Genomic DNA, 15,537 nt, shown 5'->3' on the forward strand with positions numbered 1-15,537 from the left:
GCCACGCCATTGAGACAATGAAGGGGCTTTCATGTCCATTCTGGTGAACAAGAACACCAAGGTCATCACCCAGGGAATGACCGGTGCCACCGGCACCTTCCACACCGAACAGGCGCTGGCCTACGGCACGCAGATGGTCGCGGGCGTTACCCCCGGCAAGGGCGGCACGACCCATATCGGCCTGCCCATGTACGACACGGTCGCCGAAGCGAAGGCGAAGACCGGCGCGGACGCTTCGGTCATCTACGTTCCGCCGCCATTCGCGGCCGATTCGATCCTGGAAGCCATCGACGCGGAAATCCCGCTGATCGTCTGCATCACCGAAGGCATTCCGGTGCTGGACATGGTCAAGGTGAAGCGCGCTTTGTCGGGCAGCAAGTCGCGCCTGATCGGCCCGAACTGCCCCGGTGTCCTGACCCCGAACCAGTGCAAGATCGGTATCATGCCGGGCAGCATCTTCAAGCAGGGCAGCGTCGGCGTCGTCTCGCGCTCCGGCACGCTGACCTATGAGGCGGTGTTCCAGACCTCGAACGCGGGCCTTGGCCAGACCACCGCTGTCGGCATTGGTGGCGATCCGGTCAACGGCACCAACTTCATCGACGTGCTGGAACTGTTCCTGGCCGACGACGCGACCGAATCGATCATCATGATCGGCGAAATCGGCGGAGACGCGGAGGAGCAGGCTGCCCAGTTCCTGATCGACGAAGCGAAGAAGGGTCGCAAGAAGCCGATGGCCGGCTTCATCGCGGGCCGCACGGCGCCTCCGGGCCGCCGCATGGGCCATGCCGGCGCGATCGTGTCGGGCGGCAAGGGCGATGCGGAAAGCAAGATTGCGGCGATGGAAGCCGCCGGCATCAAGGTTGCGGCCAGCCCCTCCGAACTCGGCACGACCCTGCTGGACGTGCTGAAGGGCTGACCGGAAGACAGGCAGCCGGGCTGCACCCCGGCTGCCTTTCCCGTTCCGCGATGCGCGCGGCAGTGATGGGACAACGACGATGGGTTACGAGAATCAGGATTTCGAGGTTGAGCGCGGGCCGAGCTGGGCGCGCACCAACTGGCCGCCGATCGATACCGACGATCTGACCGGGGCGCTGGACCCCACGCAGATGCAGGTGGCGATCAAGGCCGCAGCGAAATCCGTGGGCAAGATGGCGGGCGAAGCCGAAGTCGCTGAAGCGGCGGAGGACGCGATTCGCGCCCAGATGCTGATCCGCACCTATCGCGTGCGCGGCCATCTGGCGGCCAATCTCGACCCGCTCGGCCTGACGCAGCGCCAGCTTCCGGCCGACCTGACGCCGGAATATCATGGCCTGAACGATCCCAAAAAGAAGATCTATCTCGGCGGCACGCTGGGCCTCGACTATGCGACGGTCGAAGAGATCGTCGCAATCCTGCGGCAGAATTACTGCGGCAATGTCGGCCTGGAATATATGCATATCGCCGATGTGGAGGAACGCGTGTTCCTTCAGGACCGGATGGAAGGCAAGGACAAGGAGATCCACTTCACCCCGGAGGGTAAGCGGGCGATCCTGTCGAAGGTCATTCAGGCCGAACAATATGAAAAGTTCCTGGGCCGCAAATATGTCGGCACCAAGCGCTTCGGCCTGGATGGCGGCGAATCCATGATCCCCGCGCTGGAAGCCATCATCAAGCATGGCGGTGCGTCGGGCATGCGCGAGATCGTGTTCGGCATGGCGCATCGCGGCCGCCTGAACGTGCTGGCCAATGTGATGGCCAAGGGTTTCCGCGTCATCTTCCACGAATTTTCGGGGGGCACCGCCAATCCCGAAGATGTCGGCGGTTCGGGCGACGTCAAATATCACCTCGGCACCTCCACCGACCGCGAGTTCGACGGCATCAAGGTGCATATGAGCCTGGTGCCCAACCCGTCGCACCTGGAAACCGTCGATCCGGTGGTGCTGGGCAAGGTCCGTGCGCAGCAGGTGTTCCGCGACGACCTTGAAAGGCATGAGCAAGTCCTGCCTGTGCTGATCCATGGCGACGCGGCTTTCGCGGGGCAGGGGATTGTCTGGGAGTGTTTCGGTTTCTCCGGCATCCGCGGCTACAATACCGGCGGCTGCATTCACTTCGTCGTCAACAATCAGGTGGGTTTCACCACATCGCCCCAATTCGCGCGCTCCTCGCCCTATCCGAGCGACGTTGCGAAGGGCGTTCAGGCGCCGATCCTGCACGTCAACGGCGACGATCCGGAAGCCGTCACCTTCGCCTGCAAGCTGGCGATCGAATATCGCCAGACCTTCCACCGCGACATCGTGATCGACATGTGGTGCTATCGCCGCTTCGGCCACAATGAAGGCGACGAGCCGAGTTTCACCCAGCCGTTGATGTACGCGAAAATCCGTCAGCATCCGCCGGTGAGCGATGTCTATTCGGCGCGCCTCAAGACCGAAGGCGTGGTCGACGACGATTATGTCCAACAGGTGACCGGCGATTTCGTCAATCATCTGGAGGAGGAGTTCGAGGCGGCCAAGAGCTACAAGCCCAACAAGGCCGACTGGTTCACCGGCCGCTGGTCGGGTCTGCACAAGCCCGCCGATGCGGAAACGACCCGTCAGAATGTGGAAAGCGGGATCAGCCAGAAGCTGTTCGACAGCCTGGGCAAGACGCTGACTACGGTTCCCGAGGGCGTCAACGTCCACAAGACGCTGCGCCGTGTGATTGATGCCAAGGCGGAGATGTTCAAGACGGGCGCGAATTTCGACTGGGCGACCGGCGAGGCGCTGGCCTTCGGATCGCTGCTGTCGGAAGGCTATGGCGTGCGCCTGTCGGGGCAGGACTCCGGTCGCGGCACGTTCAGCCAGCGTCACTCGGTCTGGGTCGATCAGGACACCGAAAACAAATATATCCCGCTTTCGACCGTGCCGCACGGCCGGTTCGAGGTGCTGGACAGCCCGCTTTCCGAATATGGCGTGCTGGGCTTCGAATATGGCTATGCGCTCGCAGACCCCAAGAGCCTGGTGATGTGGGAAGCGCAGTTCGGCGACTTCGCCAACGGCGCGCAGATCATCTTCGACCAGTATATCGCTTCATCGGAAAGCAAGTGGCTGCGCGCGAACGGCCTCGTCTGCCTGTTGCCGCACGGCTATGAAGGGCAGGGGCCGGAGCACAGTTCGGCGCGTCTGGAACGCTATCTCCAGCTTTGCGCCGAAGGGAATATCCAGGTCGCCAACTGCACCACGCCGGCCAACTATTTCCACATCCTGCGCCGCCAGATGCTGCGGCCGTTCCGCAAGCCGCTCATCCTGATGACGCCCAAATCGCTGCTGCGGCACAAGCTGGCCGTCAGCAAGACGGAGGATTTCCAGGGCGAAACGCATTTCATGCGAATCCTGTCGGACACCAACCCCGCGCCCGACAAGGATACGAAGCGCCTGGTGCTCTGTTCGGGCAAGGTCGCCTACGACCTGATCGAGGCGCGCGACGCGGCGGGTGACGAGAACACCCAGATCGTCCGCATCGAGCAGCTCTATCCCTTCCCGACCGAAGCGCTTGCCACGCGCGTCAAGCGCATGACGAGCCTTGAGGAAGTGATCTGGTGTCAGGAAGAACCGCGCAACAATGGCGGCTGGTTCTTCGTCGAGCCCTATATCGAGGAAGCGCTGGCTTTGGCCGACAAGGCGCCGATGCGCGCCCGCTATGCCGGCCGCAAGGCATCGGCCTCGCCCGCCACGGGCCTCGCCAAGCGCCATGTCGCCGAGCAGGGCGCGCTCGTCGCCGATGCGCTGGGCCACAGCGTCCGTGAAGAAATCCGCCGCCAGAAGAAAGGCTGAAGAAGCTCATGGCAACCGAAGTCAAAGTCCCGACCCTGGGCGAATCCGTTACCGAAGCAACCGTTGGCCAATGGCTCAAGAAGCCCGGCGAAGCCGTGAAGGCGGACGAGCCGATCGTGTCCCTGGAAACGGACAAGGTCGCGGTCGATGTGCCCGCGCCGGTCGCCGGGACGCTGGGCGACATCATTGCCAAGGAAGGCGATACAGTCGAAGTCGGCGCGCTACTGGCTACGATCAATGAAGGCGCGGCGGCTACCGCTGCGCCTGCCGCGCCCACCCCGGCCCCTGCCGCCAAGGCGGAAGCCGCCGCGCTCGCGCCTGCCGCTTCGGCTCCGGCGGATGAGGAAGGCGATGCTGGCAACCTGACGCTTTCGCCCGCCGTGCGCCGCCTGGTGCTGGAGCATGGTCTTGATCCGAGCAAGATCAGGGGCACCGGCAAGGATGGCCGCCTGACCAAGGACGACGTGGTGGCCGCCGCCGCAGCGGGCACCGCCAAGGCCGCTGCTTCGGCGCCTTCCGCCGCTGCTCCCGCTGCCGATGCATCCGCCGCCGGGCCGAGCCGTAAGCAGGAACGCGTCAAGATGACCCGCCTGCGTCAGACGGTCGCCAAGCGCCTCAAGGAAGCGCAGAACAATGCCGCGCTGCTCACCACCTTCAACGATGTCGACATGTCCGCCGTCATCGAAGCGCGCGGCAAGTACAAGGACCTGTTCGAGAAGAAGCATGGCGTTCGTCTGGGCTTCATGGGCTTCTTCACCAAGGCGGTCTGCATGGCGCTCAAGGATGTGCCGGGCGTCAACGGCCAGATTGAGGGTGACGAGATCGTTTATAATGATTTCGCCGACATTTCGGTCGCCGTATCCGCGCCCAACGGGCTGGTCGTGCCGGTCATCCGCAATGCCGAAAGCATGAGCGTCGCGCAGATCGAGAAGACCATCGGCGACTTCGGCAAGCGCGCCAAGGAAGGCGCGCTGACCATGGAAGATATGAAGGGCGGCACCTTCACCATCTCCAATGGCGGTGTCTTCGGCTCGCTGATGTCGACCCCGATCATCAATCCCCCGCAGTCGGCGGTGCTGGGCCTCCACCGGATCGAGGACCGCCCCGTCGTTCGCAATGGTCAGGTCGTCGTCCGCCCGATGATGTATCTGGCGCTCAGCTACGACCATCGCTTGATCGATGGCCGTGAGGCGGTCACTTTCCTCGTTGCGGTCAAGAACGCGATCGAGGACCCGACCCGCCTGCTGATCGACCTGTAAGACATCACGCCAGAGGACCAAAGACGATGGCTGAATTCGATTATGACGTTCTGGTGATCGGCGCGGGGCCGGGCGGCTATGTCGCGGCGATCCGCGCGGCGCAGCTTGGCCTCAAGACCGCCTGCGCCGAAAGCCGGGAGACGCTGGGCGGCACCTGCCTCAATGTCGGCTGCATCCCGTCCAAGGCGCTGCTGCACGCTTCGGAGCTTTATGAGGAAGCGGCTGGCGGCGCGCTCGCGAAGCTGGGCGTCAGGATCGACAAGATGAGCCTGGACCTCGACACCATGCAGGGCCAGCGCAAGGATGCGGTCAAGGGCCTGACCGGCGGCATCGGGTTCCTGTTCAAGAAGAACAAGGTCGACTGGCTCAAGGGTCTTGCCAGCTTCACCGGCGCGAATACGGTCGAGGTCGCGGGCAAGGCCGTGACGGCGAAGAATATCGTCATCGCCACCGGATCGTCGGTGATGCCGCTTCCCGGTGTCGAAGTCGACAACAGGAAGGGCCTGATCGTCGATTCCACCGGCGCGCTGGAGCTGGAGAAGGTGCCCGATCATCTCGTCGTCATCGGCGGCGGCGTCATCGGCCTGGAACTGGGCAGCGTGTGGCGGCGTCTGGGCGCGAAGGTCACGGTGGTCGAATATCTCGACCAGATCCTGCCCGGAATGGACGGCGAAGTCCGCAAGGAAGCGAATAAGATATTCAAGAAGCAAGGCTTCGAATACAGACTCGGCACGAAGGTCACGGGCGCGCAGGCGGGCAAGAAGGGCGTGACCCTGACGGTCGAACCCGCAGCCGGCGGCGAGGCGGAAACGATTGAAGCCGACGTCGTGCTGGTGTCCATCGGCCGCCGCCCGAATACCGAGGGGCTGGGCCTCGACAAGATCGGTCTGGAGCTGAACGGGCGCGGGCAGATCGAAACCGATCATGACTTTGCGACCAAGGTTCCGGGCGTATGGGCCATCGGCGACGTGATCCCCGGCCCGATGCTCGCGCACAAGGCCGAGGATGAAGGCATCGCCGTTGCGGAGAATATCGCGGGCCTCACCGGCATCGTGAACCATGACGTGATCCCTTCGGTGGTCTACACCAGCCCTGAAATCGCGGGCGTAGGCCTGACGGAGGAAGCCGCCAAGGAGCGCGGCGCGGTCAAGGTCGGCAAGTTCCCGATGCTGGCGAACAGCCGGGCCAAGACCAACCATGAGCCGGACGGTTTCGTGAAGGTCATCGCCGACGCGGAAACCGACAAGGTGCTGGGCGTGTGGATCATCGCCAGCGTCGCGGGCACGATGATCGCGCAGGCGGCGCAGGCGATGGAGTTCGGCGCATCGAGCGAGGACATCGCTTACACCTGCCACGCGCACCCGACACACAGCGAGGCGATCAAGGAGGCGGCGATGGCCGTGACGGGCAAGCCGATCCATATGTGATCGGCGGGGCGGCCGCATTTGTAGCAGGGGCGACGCGGTGGATGGCGGCGCCCCGCTTTTCATCTGGGGATTGCGGGGCTGTCCTATGGGACAGATTTTGGCAGCTTCCGGCCAGAAGCGGACGCTCGTTCTTCCCTTCTCCCCTGGGGGAGAAGCATACGCAGCCTTGCCGAACGAAGAGAGGCTAGGCGCAGTTGGATGAGGGGGAGAGGTTACAGAGCGGCGATCCTATGGATCGCATACCCCTCTCCCAGCTACGACTAAGCAGCAAGCTGCCAAGTCTTCGCAACCCTCTCCCCCAAGGGGCGAGGGATAAACTTATGGCCGAAATCCACCCACCCCCCCATTGAACGCGGATGGCAAGCTATCCAATCCCTGAAAGATTTGAAGGTCGATCCGCTTGGCACTCCTGCCTTTGCGGGCGCATGGTTTGCGTGGGGATGCGCTGGCGGGCCGCCTGTGTAAATGGTTGCGTTCCAGAGCCGCGATGGCACTGTGCTGGCTACCCGACTCACGGGAGATGGAGGAACAGATGATCGTCTATGGTGCGCGGCCTTCGCCTTTTGTCCGCAAGGTTATCGTCTTCGCCGCCGAGAAGGGAATCGCGCTGGATGTGCAGCCCGGCGGTTTCGGACAGGGCGGGGACGTGTTCGCGCAGGCTTCGCCCTTCGGTAAGATGCCGGCCTTTCAGGATGGCGATTTCCTTGTCAGCGACAGCACGGCCATCATAACCTATCTGGATACGCTGCATCCCGAACCGCGCCTGATCCCGGCCGAGGCGAAGGCGCGGGCGCGCGCGATCTGGTATGAGGAATTCGCCGACACGATCCTTCAGCCGGTGGGCGCGCAGGTCTTCTTCAACCGCGCGGTCGCGCCCTTCATGGGATTGCCGAGCGACCCGGCGGCGGCGGACCGGGCGGAGGCGGAGGAGCTGCCGGGCATGTATGATTATATCGAGAAAGCCTTGCCCGATAGCGGATGGCTGGTGGAGGATCGCTTCACGCTGGCGGATATCGCGGTGGCCTGTCCGCTCATCAACATCGGCTATTGCAGCAAGGGGCAGGACGATGCGCGCTGGCCCAAGCTGAACAGGTGGCTGGACGCGGTGCGCGGCAGGCCGAGCTTTGCCGACGCGCTGGCGGTCGAGGCGAAGGCAATCAGCCGGATGATGGGAAATTAATTTACCTATTTGGAACATTTCTGTTGACATCGTCACGCTGTTCCGGCATAAGGGCCGACACTGGAAAATTGTGAGTCGCCGGGGTGCGATGCAAGGGGCTGGTCCTGACGGGCCGGCCCCTTTTGCTTTGCGCAAGGGCGGCGAAAGGCGGAGCGATGACGGGGGAGCGGGAGAAGGCGAGGCCGCGCTTTGACGGCCGGGTGGGGGACAAGGCGGAAGCGTTGACCGTGCAGCGCGGCCAGCGCGGCGGGCTGGGCGCGGGGCCGCAATTGCGGGCGGTGCGCAAGGACGGGTGGACGCCCGCGAAGCGCAAGGCATTCTTCGAAACGCTGGCGGCCACCTGCAATGTCAGCGAGGCGGCGCGCACGGCGGGCAAGAACCTGGCCAGCGCCTATAATCAGCGGCGGCGCGATCCGGGCTTTGCGCGGGAATGGAGCCGGGCGCTGAACGTCGGCTATGCGGAACTGGAGGCGCTGCTGCTGCGCCAGTCGCTGTTCGGCGTCGAGCAGGAGGAAGTGACGCTGGACGGCGAGGGTGAGGTCAAGAGCCGGAAGATGAAGCGGGGGCATCCGCATGTCGTGGCGGTGCGGTTGCTGCTCGCCCATCGCGGGGCGGTGGAGAAAATCCGGGCGGAAGAAGTGCAGGGCAGCCCGGAAGGGGAAGATGCCGTCGCGAAGATGCGCGCGCTTCTGGACGATGTGCGGCGCCGGCGCGAGGCGGCAGGGGAGTGACGCGGCGGGGTTTGTGACCGGGGACAGGTTGCCGGAGGGTTCGCGCGGAGGCGCGGAGGCGAGGGCATCGGTTTTTCGCGCCGCGTCTCCGCGCGAACGAAGGTGGGAGCGCGGCTCCGCTGTTCGGGTCAAATCATGGGAACGGGCGATGCGGATTTCGGATATGGAATGGCTCGCCGGGCAGGACGGGGCCGTGCGGGAGCGGGTGCTGGCGCATCTGGACGGCGCGGCGGCGGAGCGGCTGGCGCATGAGTGGCGTTGGACGGCGCGGGCGGAGCAGGTCGCGCCGGAGGGTGACTGGCGCATCTGGCTGATGATGGCGGGGCGCGGCTTCGGCAAGACGCGGGCCGGGGCCGAATGGGTGCGCGGGATCGCGGAGAATGATCCCGGAGCGCGGATCGCGCTGGTGGGGGCGACGCTGGGCGAGGCGCGCAGCGTGATGGTGGAGGGGCCTTCGGGTCTGCTCTCCATCGCGCCATGGTGGTGCAGGCCCGCTTATGCGCCCGCCTTGCGAAAGCTGATGTGGCCCAATGGGGCGGTGGCGACGCTGTTCGGCGCGGCGGATGCGGAGGGGCTGCGCGGGCCGCAGTTCAGCCATGGTTGGGCGGACGAGATCGCCAAATGGGCCTGCGGCGAAGCGGCGTGGGACAATCTGATGCTGGGGATGCGATCGGGGATGCGGCCGCGCGTGCTGGCGACGACGACGCCCAGGCCCGTGCCGCTGGTGCGGCGGCTGGTGGCGCGCGAAGGCGTCGATCTGGTGGTGACGCGGGGGCGGACGGCGGACAATGCGGCGAACCTGGCGGACGGTTTCATCGCGGCGATGCAGGACAGCTATGGCGGCACACGGCTGGGGCGGCAGGAACTGGACGGCGAACTGATCGAGGAGGTCGAGGGCGCGCTGTGGACCCGCGACCTGCTGGAGCGGTGCCGGGTGCGGCATGTGCCGGGCGATGAGAGGGACGGGGCGCTGCTGAGGCGCGTAGTGGTGGCGGTCGATCCGCCCGCGTCCGCGCATGGCGACGCCTGCGGGATCGTCGTGGCGGGGCTGGGCGCGGATGGGCGCGCTTATATATTGGCCGATGCGAGCGTCGAGAGGATGCGGCCGGAGGGCTGGGCGCGGGCGGTGGCCGTGGCGGCCGCGGCCCATGGCGCGGATCGCGTCGTCGCCGAAGCGAATAATGGCGGGGCGATGGTGGAAAGCGTGCTGCGCGCGGCGGAAGCCGGACTGCCGGTGAAGCTGGTCCACGCCAGCCGGGGCAAGGCGGCGCGGGCGGAGCCTGTGGCGGCGCTCTACGAGGCCGGGCGCGTCGCGCATCGCGGGGCTTTCCCGATGCTGGAGGATGAGATGTGCGGGCTGATCGCCGGGGGCGGCTATGAAGGGCCGGGACGCTCGCCCGACCGCGCGGACGCGCTGGTATGGGCGCTCACCGAGTTGATGCTGGGCCGGCGCGGCGAGGCGCGGATCAGGGCGGTGGGATGAGGAACCCTTCGCCGCCGCGACTCGTTTTCACGGGATATATCGCTGATCGAATGGAGTATGTGTGATGAATATGGGCAAGGTCATGGCGACCCTGGCCGGCGTGTCGCTGATGGCATCGCCAGCCCTTGCGGCATCGCTGAACGGCAAGGAAAGGGCGCGGGTCGAACGCGCCCATCCACGGGACCGCGACGATGTGCGCTATTGCCTGTTGCAGGCGAAGAAAGGCCGGGACAAGGGCACCGTCATCGGCGCCGCCGGCGGCGCGGGCGTCGGTGCGGTCGCGGGCGGCAATCTGGGCGAATCGCTGCTGGCGGGCGCGGCCGGCGCCGTCGCGGGCCGGGTGATCGGCAAGAGCGAAGGCACCAATGCGACATGCGACCGGGTGCTGGCGCGCAATCCGTAAGCACAATCCGTAAGACAGGGCGAAGGGGCCGTCCGGTCCCTTCGCCACGAATTTCATCATCCTCGCTTCCCATCTGGAAGCGGGGATTTTTTGCGCGGGGTTTGGGCATGAAGTGGTTCGGGACGAAAGCGGCGCGGGAGGGCGCGCGGCCGGTGCTGGCGCGGGCGTGGGGTTCGGGTGCTGTGGCCCTGGGCGAATGGCCCGCCTCCTATGAAGCGCAGATACGGGCCGGGGTGATCGGCAATCCCGTGGCGCAGAGGGCGATGCGGCTGGTCTGCGAAGCGGCGGGCGGGACGGCGCTGAAGGCGGACGGCGCGCAAGGAGAGGGGGCGGCGCGGGTGCTGGCGCTGGTCAACTGCTGTTCGTCCGGGCAGGCGCTGGTCGAGACGCTGGCGAGCCATCTGCTGCTGCACGGCAACGGTTATGTACAGATCGTGGCGGGCGCGGATGGGACGCCCGTAGAGCTGTATGCGTTGCGCCCCGAACGGGTGAGCGTGGAGGCCGATGCGCGGGGATGGCCCGCCGCCTATCTCTATCGCGTGGGCGATAGCGTAACCCGCCTGACGCCCGAGGACGGCGCGGGGCGCACCAGCATCATCCACATGAAGGCGCTGCATCCGCTGGACGACCATTACGGGCTGGGCTGCGTCGGCGCGGCGGCGGGCGCGGTGGCGATCCACAACGCCGCGACGGTGTGGAACAAGGCGTTGCTGGACAATGCGGCGCGGCCGAGCGGGGCGATGGTCTATGATCCGGGCGACGGGTCGGTGATGTCGCCCGAGCAGTTCGAGCGGGTGAAGCAGGAGATGGAGGCCGCTTTTGCCGGCGCGGCCAATGCGGGGCGGCCGATGCTGCTGGAGGGCGGGCTGGACTGGAAGGCGTTGAGCCTGACGCCGGCGGAGATGGATTTTGTGGGGCTGAAGGCAGCGGCGGCGCGGGAAATCGCGCTGGCCTTCGGCGTGCCGCCCATGCTGCTGGGACTGCCGGGCGACAACAGCTACGCCAATTACCGCGAGGCGAACCGGGCCTTGTGGCGGCAGACCGTGCTGCCGCTGGTGGCGAAGATCGGCGCGGGACTGTCGCAGGGGCTTTGCGGATGGTGGCCGGGGGTGAGGATCACGGCCGATCTGGACGCCGTGTCCGTCCTGGCGGAGGAGCGCACGGCGCTGTGGGACCGCGTGGCGGCGGCGGACTTCCTGACGGCGGAAGAGAAGAAGGCGATGCTGGGGATCGCCTAAAACGGCCGGGCGAGGGAATCGAGGCGGCAGAAATGCCCGCTCCAGTTCCAGCGCCCGCCCTGCATCAGGCAATCGCCCACGGTGAAAAGGCCCGCCCACCAGGCGACGGCGCCCAGGGCGAGGAGGACGAGGACGATCAGCCATTTCCGGTGCGCGCGCTTCATGGGCGGGGACATAGGCATGGGGCGGATGAGGAGCAAGGGCGATGAAATATGACGGCGAGATGCTGGCGCGGCTGGTCGCGCAGGCGGAGGCTCAGCCGGTCGGCATGGACATGGTGATGATCCGCGCGCTGATCGAGGAAGCGAGCGAACTGGGCGCGGGGCGGGCGCTGGAGCGGCTGGGGCTGGCGGACCGGCGGGCGGAGGGCGACATGCGGGAGTTGCGCGAATTGCTGTCGGCATGGCGTGACGCGAAGAAGGCGGCGCGGGGCGCTGTCGTCGGCTGGGCGGTGCGGATCGCCATGGCTCTGGTGCTGCTGGGGCTGGCGGTGAAGTTGGGCCTGCTGGGGCTGGCGCGCGGATGAGCGGGGGCGATGTGCGCTTTGCCGGTTATGCGGCGGTGTTCGACCGGGTGGACCGGGGCGGCGACGTGGTGCGGGCCGGGGCTTTCGGCAGCGCGCGGGCGGCGGGCGTGCCGCTGCTCTGGCAGCACGGGACCGGCGACGTGATCGGGACGGTCGAGCGGCTGGAGGAGGATGCGCGCGGGCTGCGCGTGATCGGGCGCGTGTCGGCAAGGACGGCGGCGGGGCGGCAGGCGGCGCGGATGCTGCGGGAGAAGGCGGTGGACGGGCTGTCCTTCGGCTACCGGGTGCGGGAGGCGCGGGGCGCGGGGCCGCGGGAATTGCTGGGACTGGACCTGGTGGAGGTGAGCATCGTCACCCATCCGATGCAGCCTCTGGCGCGGGTGATTGCAGTGGAAGATTCCCCCTCATCCAACTTCGCCTAGCCAGCAGGCTGGCAAGGCTTTGTATCCTTCTCCCCGGTGGGGAGAAGGTTTGGGGCGGTCCTGTGGGGCCGCCTTTTTTGTTTTGTGGCAAGGAGAAGTCGATGACGGATATGTTGGAGAACAGCTTTGACGCGGTGCTTCAGGGGGAAAGGATCGCGGCTCTGGAAGGTGATCTTGCTGCGCTGAAAGGTCGGGTGGACGGCGCTTTTCTCTCCGGGCAGCGCCCGGCGCTGGATGGCGTGAAGGGCGGTGCGGTCGATCCGGCGCGGGCGGCCTTCGTGGATCGCTATTTGCGGCAGGGGCTTGAGGCGGGCGTGGAGCTGAAGAGCTTTTCGGGCGCGAGCGGGGCTGCGGGCGGCTATGCGGTGCCGCGGGAGATCGATGCGGTGATCGACAGCACGCTGAAGGCGATTTCGCCGATCCGTTCCATCGCCCATGTGGTGCGGACGGGGAGCGCGGGCTATCGCAAGCTGGTGAGCGCGGGCGGCATCGTGTCGGGCTGGGCCAGCGAGACGGGCGCGCGGGCCGAGACGGGGACGCCCAGCTTCAACGAGATCGCGCCGCCTTCGGGCGAGCTTTACGCCAATCCGGCGGCGTCTCAGGCGATGCTGGACGACGCGCAGTTCGATGTCGAGGGCTGGCTGGCCGGGGAGATTTCCCGCGAGTTCGCGGCAGCGGAGGGCGCAGCCTTCGTCAACGGCAATGGCACGAACAAGCCCAAGGGGTTCCTGACCTATACGACCACCAACGAGGCGGACGGGGTGCGGGCCTTCGGGTCGCTGCAATATGTGGCTTCGGGCGCGGCGGGCGGTTTTGCGGCGTCCAATCCGCAGGACAGGCTGATCGATCTGGTGCAGAGCCTGCGCGCGCCCTATCGGCAGGGTGCGTCGTTCGTGATGAATTCGGCGACCCTGGCGGCCATCCGCAAGATGAAGACCAGCGACGGCGCGTTCCTCTGGCAGCCTTCGCTGAGCGCGGGGCAGCCTGCGACGCTGCTGGGCTATCCGGTGGTGGAGGCCGAGGACATGCCGGACATCGGCGCGAACAGCCTGTCGATCGCGTTCGGCAATTTCCATGCGGGCTATGTGATCGCGGAACGCAGCGAGACGAGCATCCTGCGCGATCCGTTCAGCAACAAGCCCTTCGTCCACTTCTATGCCGTCAAGCGGATCGGCGGCGCGGTGGCGAACAGCGAGGCGATCAAGCTGATGAAGTTCGCCGCTTCCTGATGCGGGGTGAAGGCGGATTACCTTTGGGGGGCGTTCGCGTCCCCCTTTTTTGTGCGGGAGACGGGCGTGGCGATCACGGATTGGGAAATGGCCGATCTGGTGCGGGAGGTCTGTTACGATGTCGGGACGGGGCCGCTGGCGCTGGGCGGCGCGATGGCGGGCTATCGCGCCTTTGCCGATGCGGTGGGGACGGGCGCGCGCTTTCCCTATGTGATCGTGGGCGTGACGGATGCGAGCCAGTGGGAAGCGGGCAGCGGGATGCTGGACGGCGAGGGGCGGCTGGCGCGGACGGTCGGTGCTTCGTCGGCGGGCGGCGCGGCGGTGGATTTCGCTGCGGGGGAGAAGCGGGTCGCGCTGGCGCTGCACGCGGCATGGGCGCGGGCGGTGGAGGCGCATGATCATGCGCCGCCGGACCTGAGCGCTATCGAGGCGGCGCTGGCGGGGAAGCAGGCGGCGAGCGCGGTGTTGGACGCGCTGGCGGGCGTGGAGGCCGGGGCGGACCGGCTGGCCTGCTTTACCGGCCCGGACAGCGTGGAGGCTGTCGCCTGCACGGCCTTTGCCCGGTCGCTGCTGGATGATGCCGACGCGGCGGCGGCGCGGGTCACGCTGGGCGTGCAGAACGCGGACGGCGGCTGGACGGTCGGCGGGGACATGCTGCCGGACGAGGATGGGGCGCGGACGCTGGGCGGTCCGTCGCGGCGCTGGTCGGCGCTTCATGCGGCCTCCATCGTCAGCGATGATGCGCGGATCGGCGGCGGAAGGATCAGCGGCATAGACGATCTGGCCGTTGCGGATGGCGGGACGGGCGCTTCCACCGCCGCGCAGGCGCGGGCCAATCTGGGGCTGGGCAGCATGGCGACGCAGGATGCGGGCGCGGTGGCGATCGGCGGCGGGAGCGCGGTTTTCGACAGCTTTGGCGTGGTGACGACGGGCGACCCCTATTTCCACCGCCATTCCGCCACGGCGGGCAGCGGCGCCGGGGTCCTCATGCGCCGGGCGCGCGGCACGAGCGGAGCGCCCGCCCATGTCAACGCTTCCGACGTATTGGGCGGGATTTATCTTGGCGGATATCAGTCCGTGACGAACGGGTTCACCGGCGGCGCCGCGGCGATCTATGCCTATGCGACGGAGGATTATTCCAGCGGCGGCTTTGGCACCGAGATCGCCCTGGCCACCACCGCCATGGGCGCGACCAATCGAAGCGTGCGGGTGCGGGTGGGGGACGATGGCTTCCGCCCCGCCGCCAACAATAGCTACACGCTGGGTTCCGCCACCAACCGCTGGTCCGTGGTCTATGCCGGCACCGGCGCGATCAACACGTCCGACGCGCGGGAGAAACAGGATGCGCAGGACATCCCCGACGCGCTGATCGACGCATGGGGCGATGTGGCATGGCGGCGGTTCCGCTTTGCCGATGCCTTCGCGCAGAAGGGAGAGGATGCGCGCTGGCATGTCGGCCTGATCGCGCAGCAGGTCCGCGACGCGATCGACGCGCGCATGGGCGAAGGGGAGGCCGTGCGTCTGGGGCTGGTCTGCTTCGATAGCTGGGAGGCCGAGGCGGAGGAACGCGACGAGGAAGGGAATATCCTTCGCCCCGGCCGGGACGCCGGGGACCGATGGGGGCTGCGTTACGAGGAATGCCTGGCGCTGGAAGCGGCGTGGCAGCGCAGGCGGATCGCGGGGATCGAGGCGGCGCTCGCCCAACTGAGCGGAGGCGGCGGCGATGGAGGGTGAGGCGCTGGGCGCGTTGCCGATCGGCGATCCGGGCGCGGCGCGCGCGCCATTGGCATGGCCGGGGAGCTGGCTGGCGGGAACGCGGCCCGGCCAGACGCAACGCATGGATGGCAG

At 66.9% G+C, this 15,537-nt stretch carries 14 protein-coding genes; 13 read left to right on the forward strand and 1 reads right to left on the reverse strand.

Annotation, left to right across the window (positions count from 1 at the left end):
* The first annotated feature begins 31 nt into the window (after window positions 1–31).
* The 9 genes from sucD to IQ35_RS08670 all read left to right on the forward strand — a co-directional run bounded on the left by sucD (window position 32) and on the right by IQ35_RS08670 (window position 11,512).
* The gene (sucD, locus tag IQ35_RS08630; protein ID WP_021244330.1) at window positions 32–916 is read left to right on the forward strand and encodes a succinate--CoA ligase subunit alpha; all 885 of its coding nucleotides are present in this window, start codon (window positions 32–34) and stop codon (window positions 914–916) included.
* Window positions 917–995: 79 nt separating this feature from the next.
* Window positions 996–3,791 carry a 2-oxoglutarate dehydrogenase E1 component gene (locus IQ35_RS08635; RefSeq protein ID WP_145072699.1) on the forward strand — a complete coding sequence of 932 codons (2,796 nt, stop codon included), beginning with the start codon at window positions 996–998 and terminating at the stop codon, window positions 3,789–3,791.
* Between the two features lie 8 nt (window positions 3,792–3,799).
* Entirely contained in the window at window positions 3,800–5,050 is a 1,251-nt protein-coding gene (gene odhB, locus IQ35_RS08640) for a 2-oxoglutarate dehydrogenase complex dihydrolipoyllysine-residue succinyltransferase (protein WP_145072701.1), read from the forward strand.
* Window positions 5,051–5,076: 26 nt separating this feature from the next.
* The gene (lpdA, locus tag IQ35_RS08645; protein ID WP_145072703.1) at window positions 5,077–6,477 is read left to right on the forward strand and encodes a dihydrolipoyl dehydrogenase; all 1,401 of its coding nucleotides are present in this window, start codon (window positions 5,077–5,079) and stop codon (window positions 6,475–6,477) included.
* A 532-nt stretch (window positions 6,478–7,009) separates the two neighbouring features.
* On the forward strand, window positions 7,010–7,657 hold the full coding sequence (locus tag IQ35_RS08650; protein ID WP_031290804.1) for a glutathione S-transferase family protein: 648 nt from the start codon (window positions 7,010–7,012) through the stop codon (window positions 7,655–7,657).
* Window positions 7,658–7,812: 155 nt separating this feature from the next.
* A complete protein-coding gene (locus IQ35_RS08655; protein ID WP_021244335.1) occupies window positions 7,813–8,388 on the forward strand; it encodes a hypothetical protein in 576 nt (191 codons plus the stop codon).
* Window positions 8,389–8,536: 148 nt separating this feature from the next.
* Entirely contained in the window at window positions 8,537–9,871 is a 1,335-nt protein-coding gene (locus IQ35_RS08660) for a DNA-packaging protein (protein ID WP_145072705.1), read from the forward strand.
* A gap of 64 nt (window positions 9,872–9,935) precedes the next feature.
* Window positions 9,936–10,274, forward strand: coding sequence for a hypothetical protein (locus IQ35_RS08665; protein WP_059140309.1), 339 nt, complete (start codon window positions 9,936–9,938; stop codon window positions 10,272–10,274).
* 107 nt (window positions 10,275–10,381) lie between these two features.
* The gene (locus IQ35_RS08670) at window positions 10,382–11,512 is read left to right on the forward strand and encodes a phage portal protein (RefSeq protein ID WP_021243080.1); all 1,131 of its coding nucleotides are present in this window, start codon (window positions 10,382–10,384) and stop codon (window positions 11,510–11,512) included.
* Here IQ35_RS08670 and IQ35_RS21200 read toward each other — a convergent pair.
* Entirely contained in the window at window positions 11,509–11,676 is a 168-nt protein-coding gene (locus IQ35_RS21200) for a hypothetical protein (RefSeq protein ID WP_184204870.1), read from the reverse strand. The genes IQ35_RS08670 and IQ35_RS21200 overlap by 4 nt on opposite strands.
* 41 nt (window positions 11,677–11,717) lie before the next feature.
* Between IQ35_RS21200 and IQ35_RS08675 the strand changes: the two genes are divergently transcribed.
* The 4 genes from IQ35_RS08675 (at window position 11,718) to IQ35_RS08690 (ending at window position 15,423) form a co-directional block, all read left to right on the forward strand.
* A complete protein-coding gene (locus IQ35_RS08675; RefSeq protein ID WP_021243078.1) occupies window positions 11,718–12,038 on the forward strand; it encodes a DUF6127 family protein in 321 nt (106 codons plus the stop codon).
* Complete coding sequence (locus IQ35_RS08680) at window positions 12,035–12,460, forward strand: HK97 family phage prohead protease (protein WP_145072707.1); 426 nt, start codon at window positions 12,035–12,037, stop codon at window positions 12,458–12,460. Before IQ35_RS08675 ends, IQ35_RS08680 begins: the two co-directional genes overlap by 4 nt.
* 101 nt (window positions 12,461–12,561) lie before the next feature.
* Window positions 12,562–13,689 (forward strand): phage major capsid protein, encoded by a 1,128-nt coding sequence (locus tag IQ35_RS08685; RefSeq protein WP_021243340.1) that lies wholly within the window; start codon window positions 12,562–12,564, stop codon window positions 13,687–13,689.
* Between the two features lie 66 nt (window positions 13,690–13,755).
* Window positions 13,756–15,423 (forward strand): tail fiber domain-containing protein, encoded by a 1,668-nt coding sequence (locus IQ35_RS08690; protein ID WP_145072709.1) that lies wholly within the window; start codon window positions 13,756–13,758, stop codon window positions 15,421–15,423.
* The last annotated feature ends 114 nt before the right edge of the window (window positions 15,424–15,537 follow it).

This window comes from Sphingobium wenxiniae (assembly GCF_007830065.1).
Taxonomy (GTDB): domain Bacteria; phylum Pseudomonadota; class Alphaproteobacteria; order Sphingomonadales; family Sphingomonadaceae; genus Sphingobium; species Sphingobium wenxiniae.

What these genes read in the sequence shown, in the direction of transcription:
- IQ35_RS08685 (WP_021243340.1), top strand. Translation starts at nt 12,562, where the DNA reads ATGACGGATATGTTGGAGAACAGCTTTGACGCGGTGCTTCAGGGGGAA.
- IQ35_RS08665 (WP_059140309.1), top strand. Translation starts at nt 9,936, where the DNA reads ATGAATATGGGCAAGGTCATGGCGACCCTGGCCGGCGTGTCGCTGATG.
- IQ35_RS08680 (WP_145072707.1), top strand. Translation starts at nt 12,035, where the DNA reads ATGAGCGGGGGCGATGTGCGCTTTGCCGGTTATGCGGCGGTGTTCGAC.
- IQ35_RS08655 (WP_021244335.1), top strand. Translation starts at nt 7,813, where the DNA reads ATGACGGGGGAGCGGGAGAAGGCGAGGCCGCGCTTTGACGGCCGGGTG.
- IQ35_RS08660 (WP_145072705.1), top strand. Translation starts at nt 8,537, where the DNA reads ATGCGGATTTCGGATATGGAATGGCTCGCCGGGCAGGACGGGGCCGTG.
- IQ35_RS21200 (WP_184204870.1), bottom strand. Translation starts at nt 11,676, where the DNA reads ATGAAGCGCGCGCACCGGAAATGGCTGATCGTCCTCGTCCTCCTCGCC.
- lpdA (WP_145072703.1), top strand. Translation starts at nt 5,077, where the DNA reads ATGGCTGAATTCGATTATGACGTTCTGGTGATCGGCGCGGGGCCGGGC.
- sucD (WP_021244330.1), top strand. Translation starts at nt 32, where the DNA reads ATGTCCATTCTGGTGAACAAGAACACCAAGGTCATCACCCAGGGAATG.
- IQ35_RS08650 (WP_031290804.1), top strand. Translation starts at nt 7,010, where the DNA reads ATGATCGTCTATGGTGCGCGGCCTTCGCCTTTTGTCCGCAAGGTTATC.
- IQ35_RS08670 (WP_021243080.1), top strand. Translation starts at nt 10,382, where the DNA reads ATGAAGTGGTTCGGGACGAAAGCGGCGCGGGAGGGCGCGCGGCCGGTG.
- IQ35_RS08635 (WP_145072699.1), top strand. Translation starts at nt 996, where the DNA reads ATGGGTTACGAGAATCAGGATTTCGAGGTTGAGCGCGGGCCGAGCTGG.
- IQ35_RS08675 (WP_021243078.1), top strand. Translation starts at nt 11,718, where the DNA reads ATGAAATATGACGGCGAGATGCTGGCGCGGCTGGTCGCGCAGGCGGAG.
- odhB (WP_145072701.1), top strand. Translation starts at nt 3,800, where the DNA reads ATGGCAACCGAAGTCAAAGTCCCGACCCTGGGCGAATCCGTTACCGAA.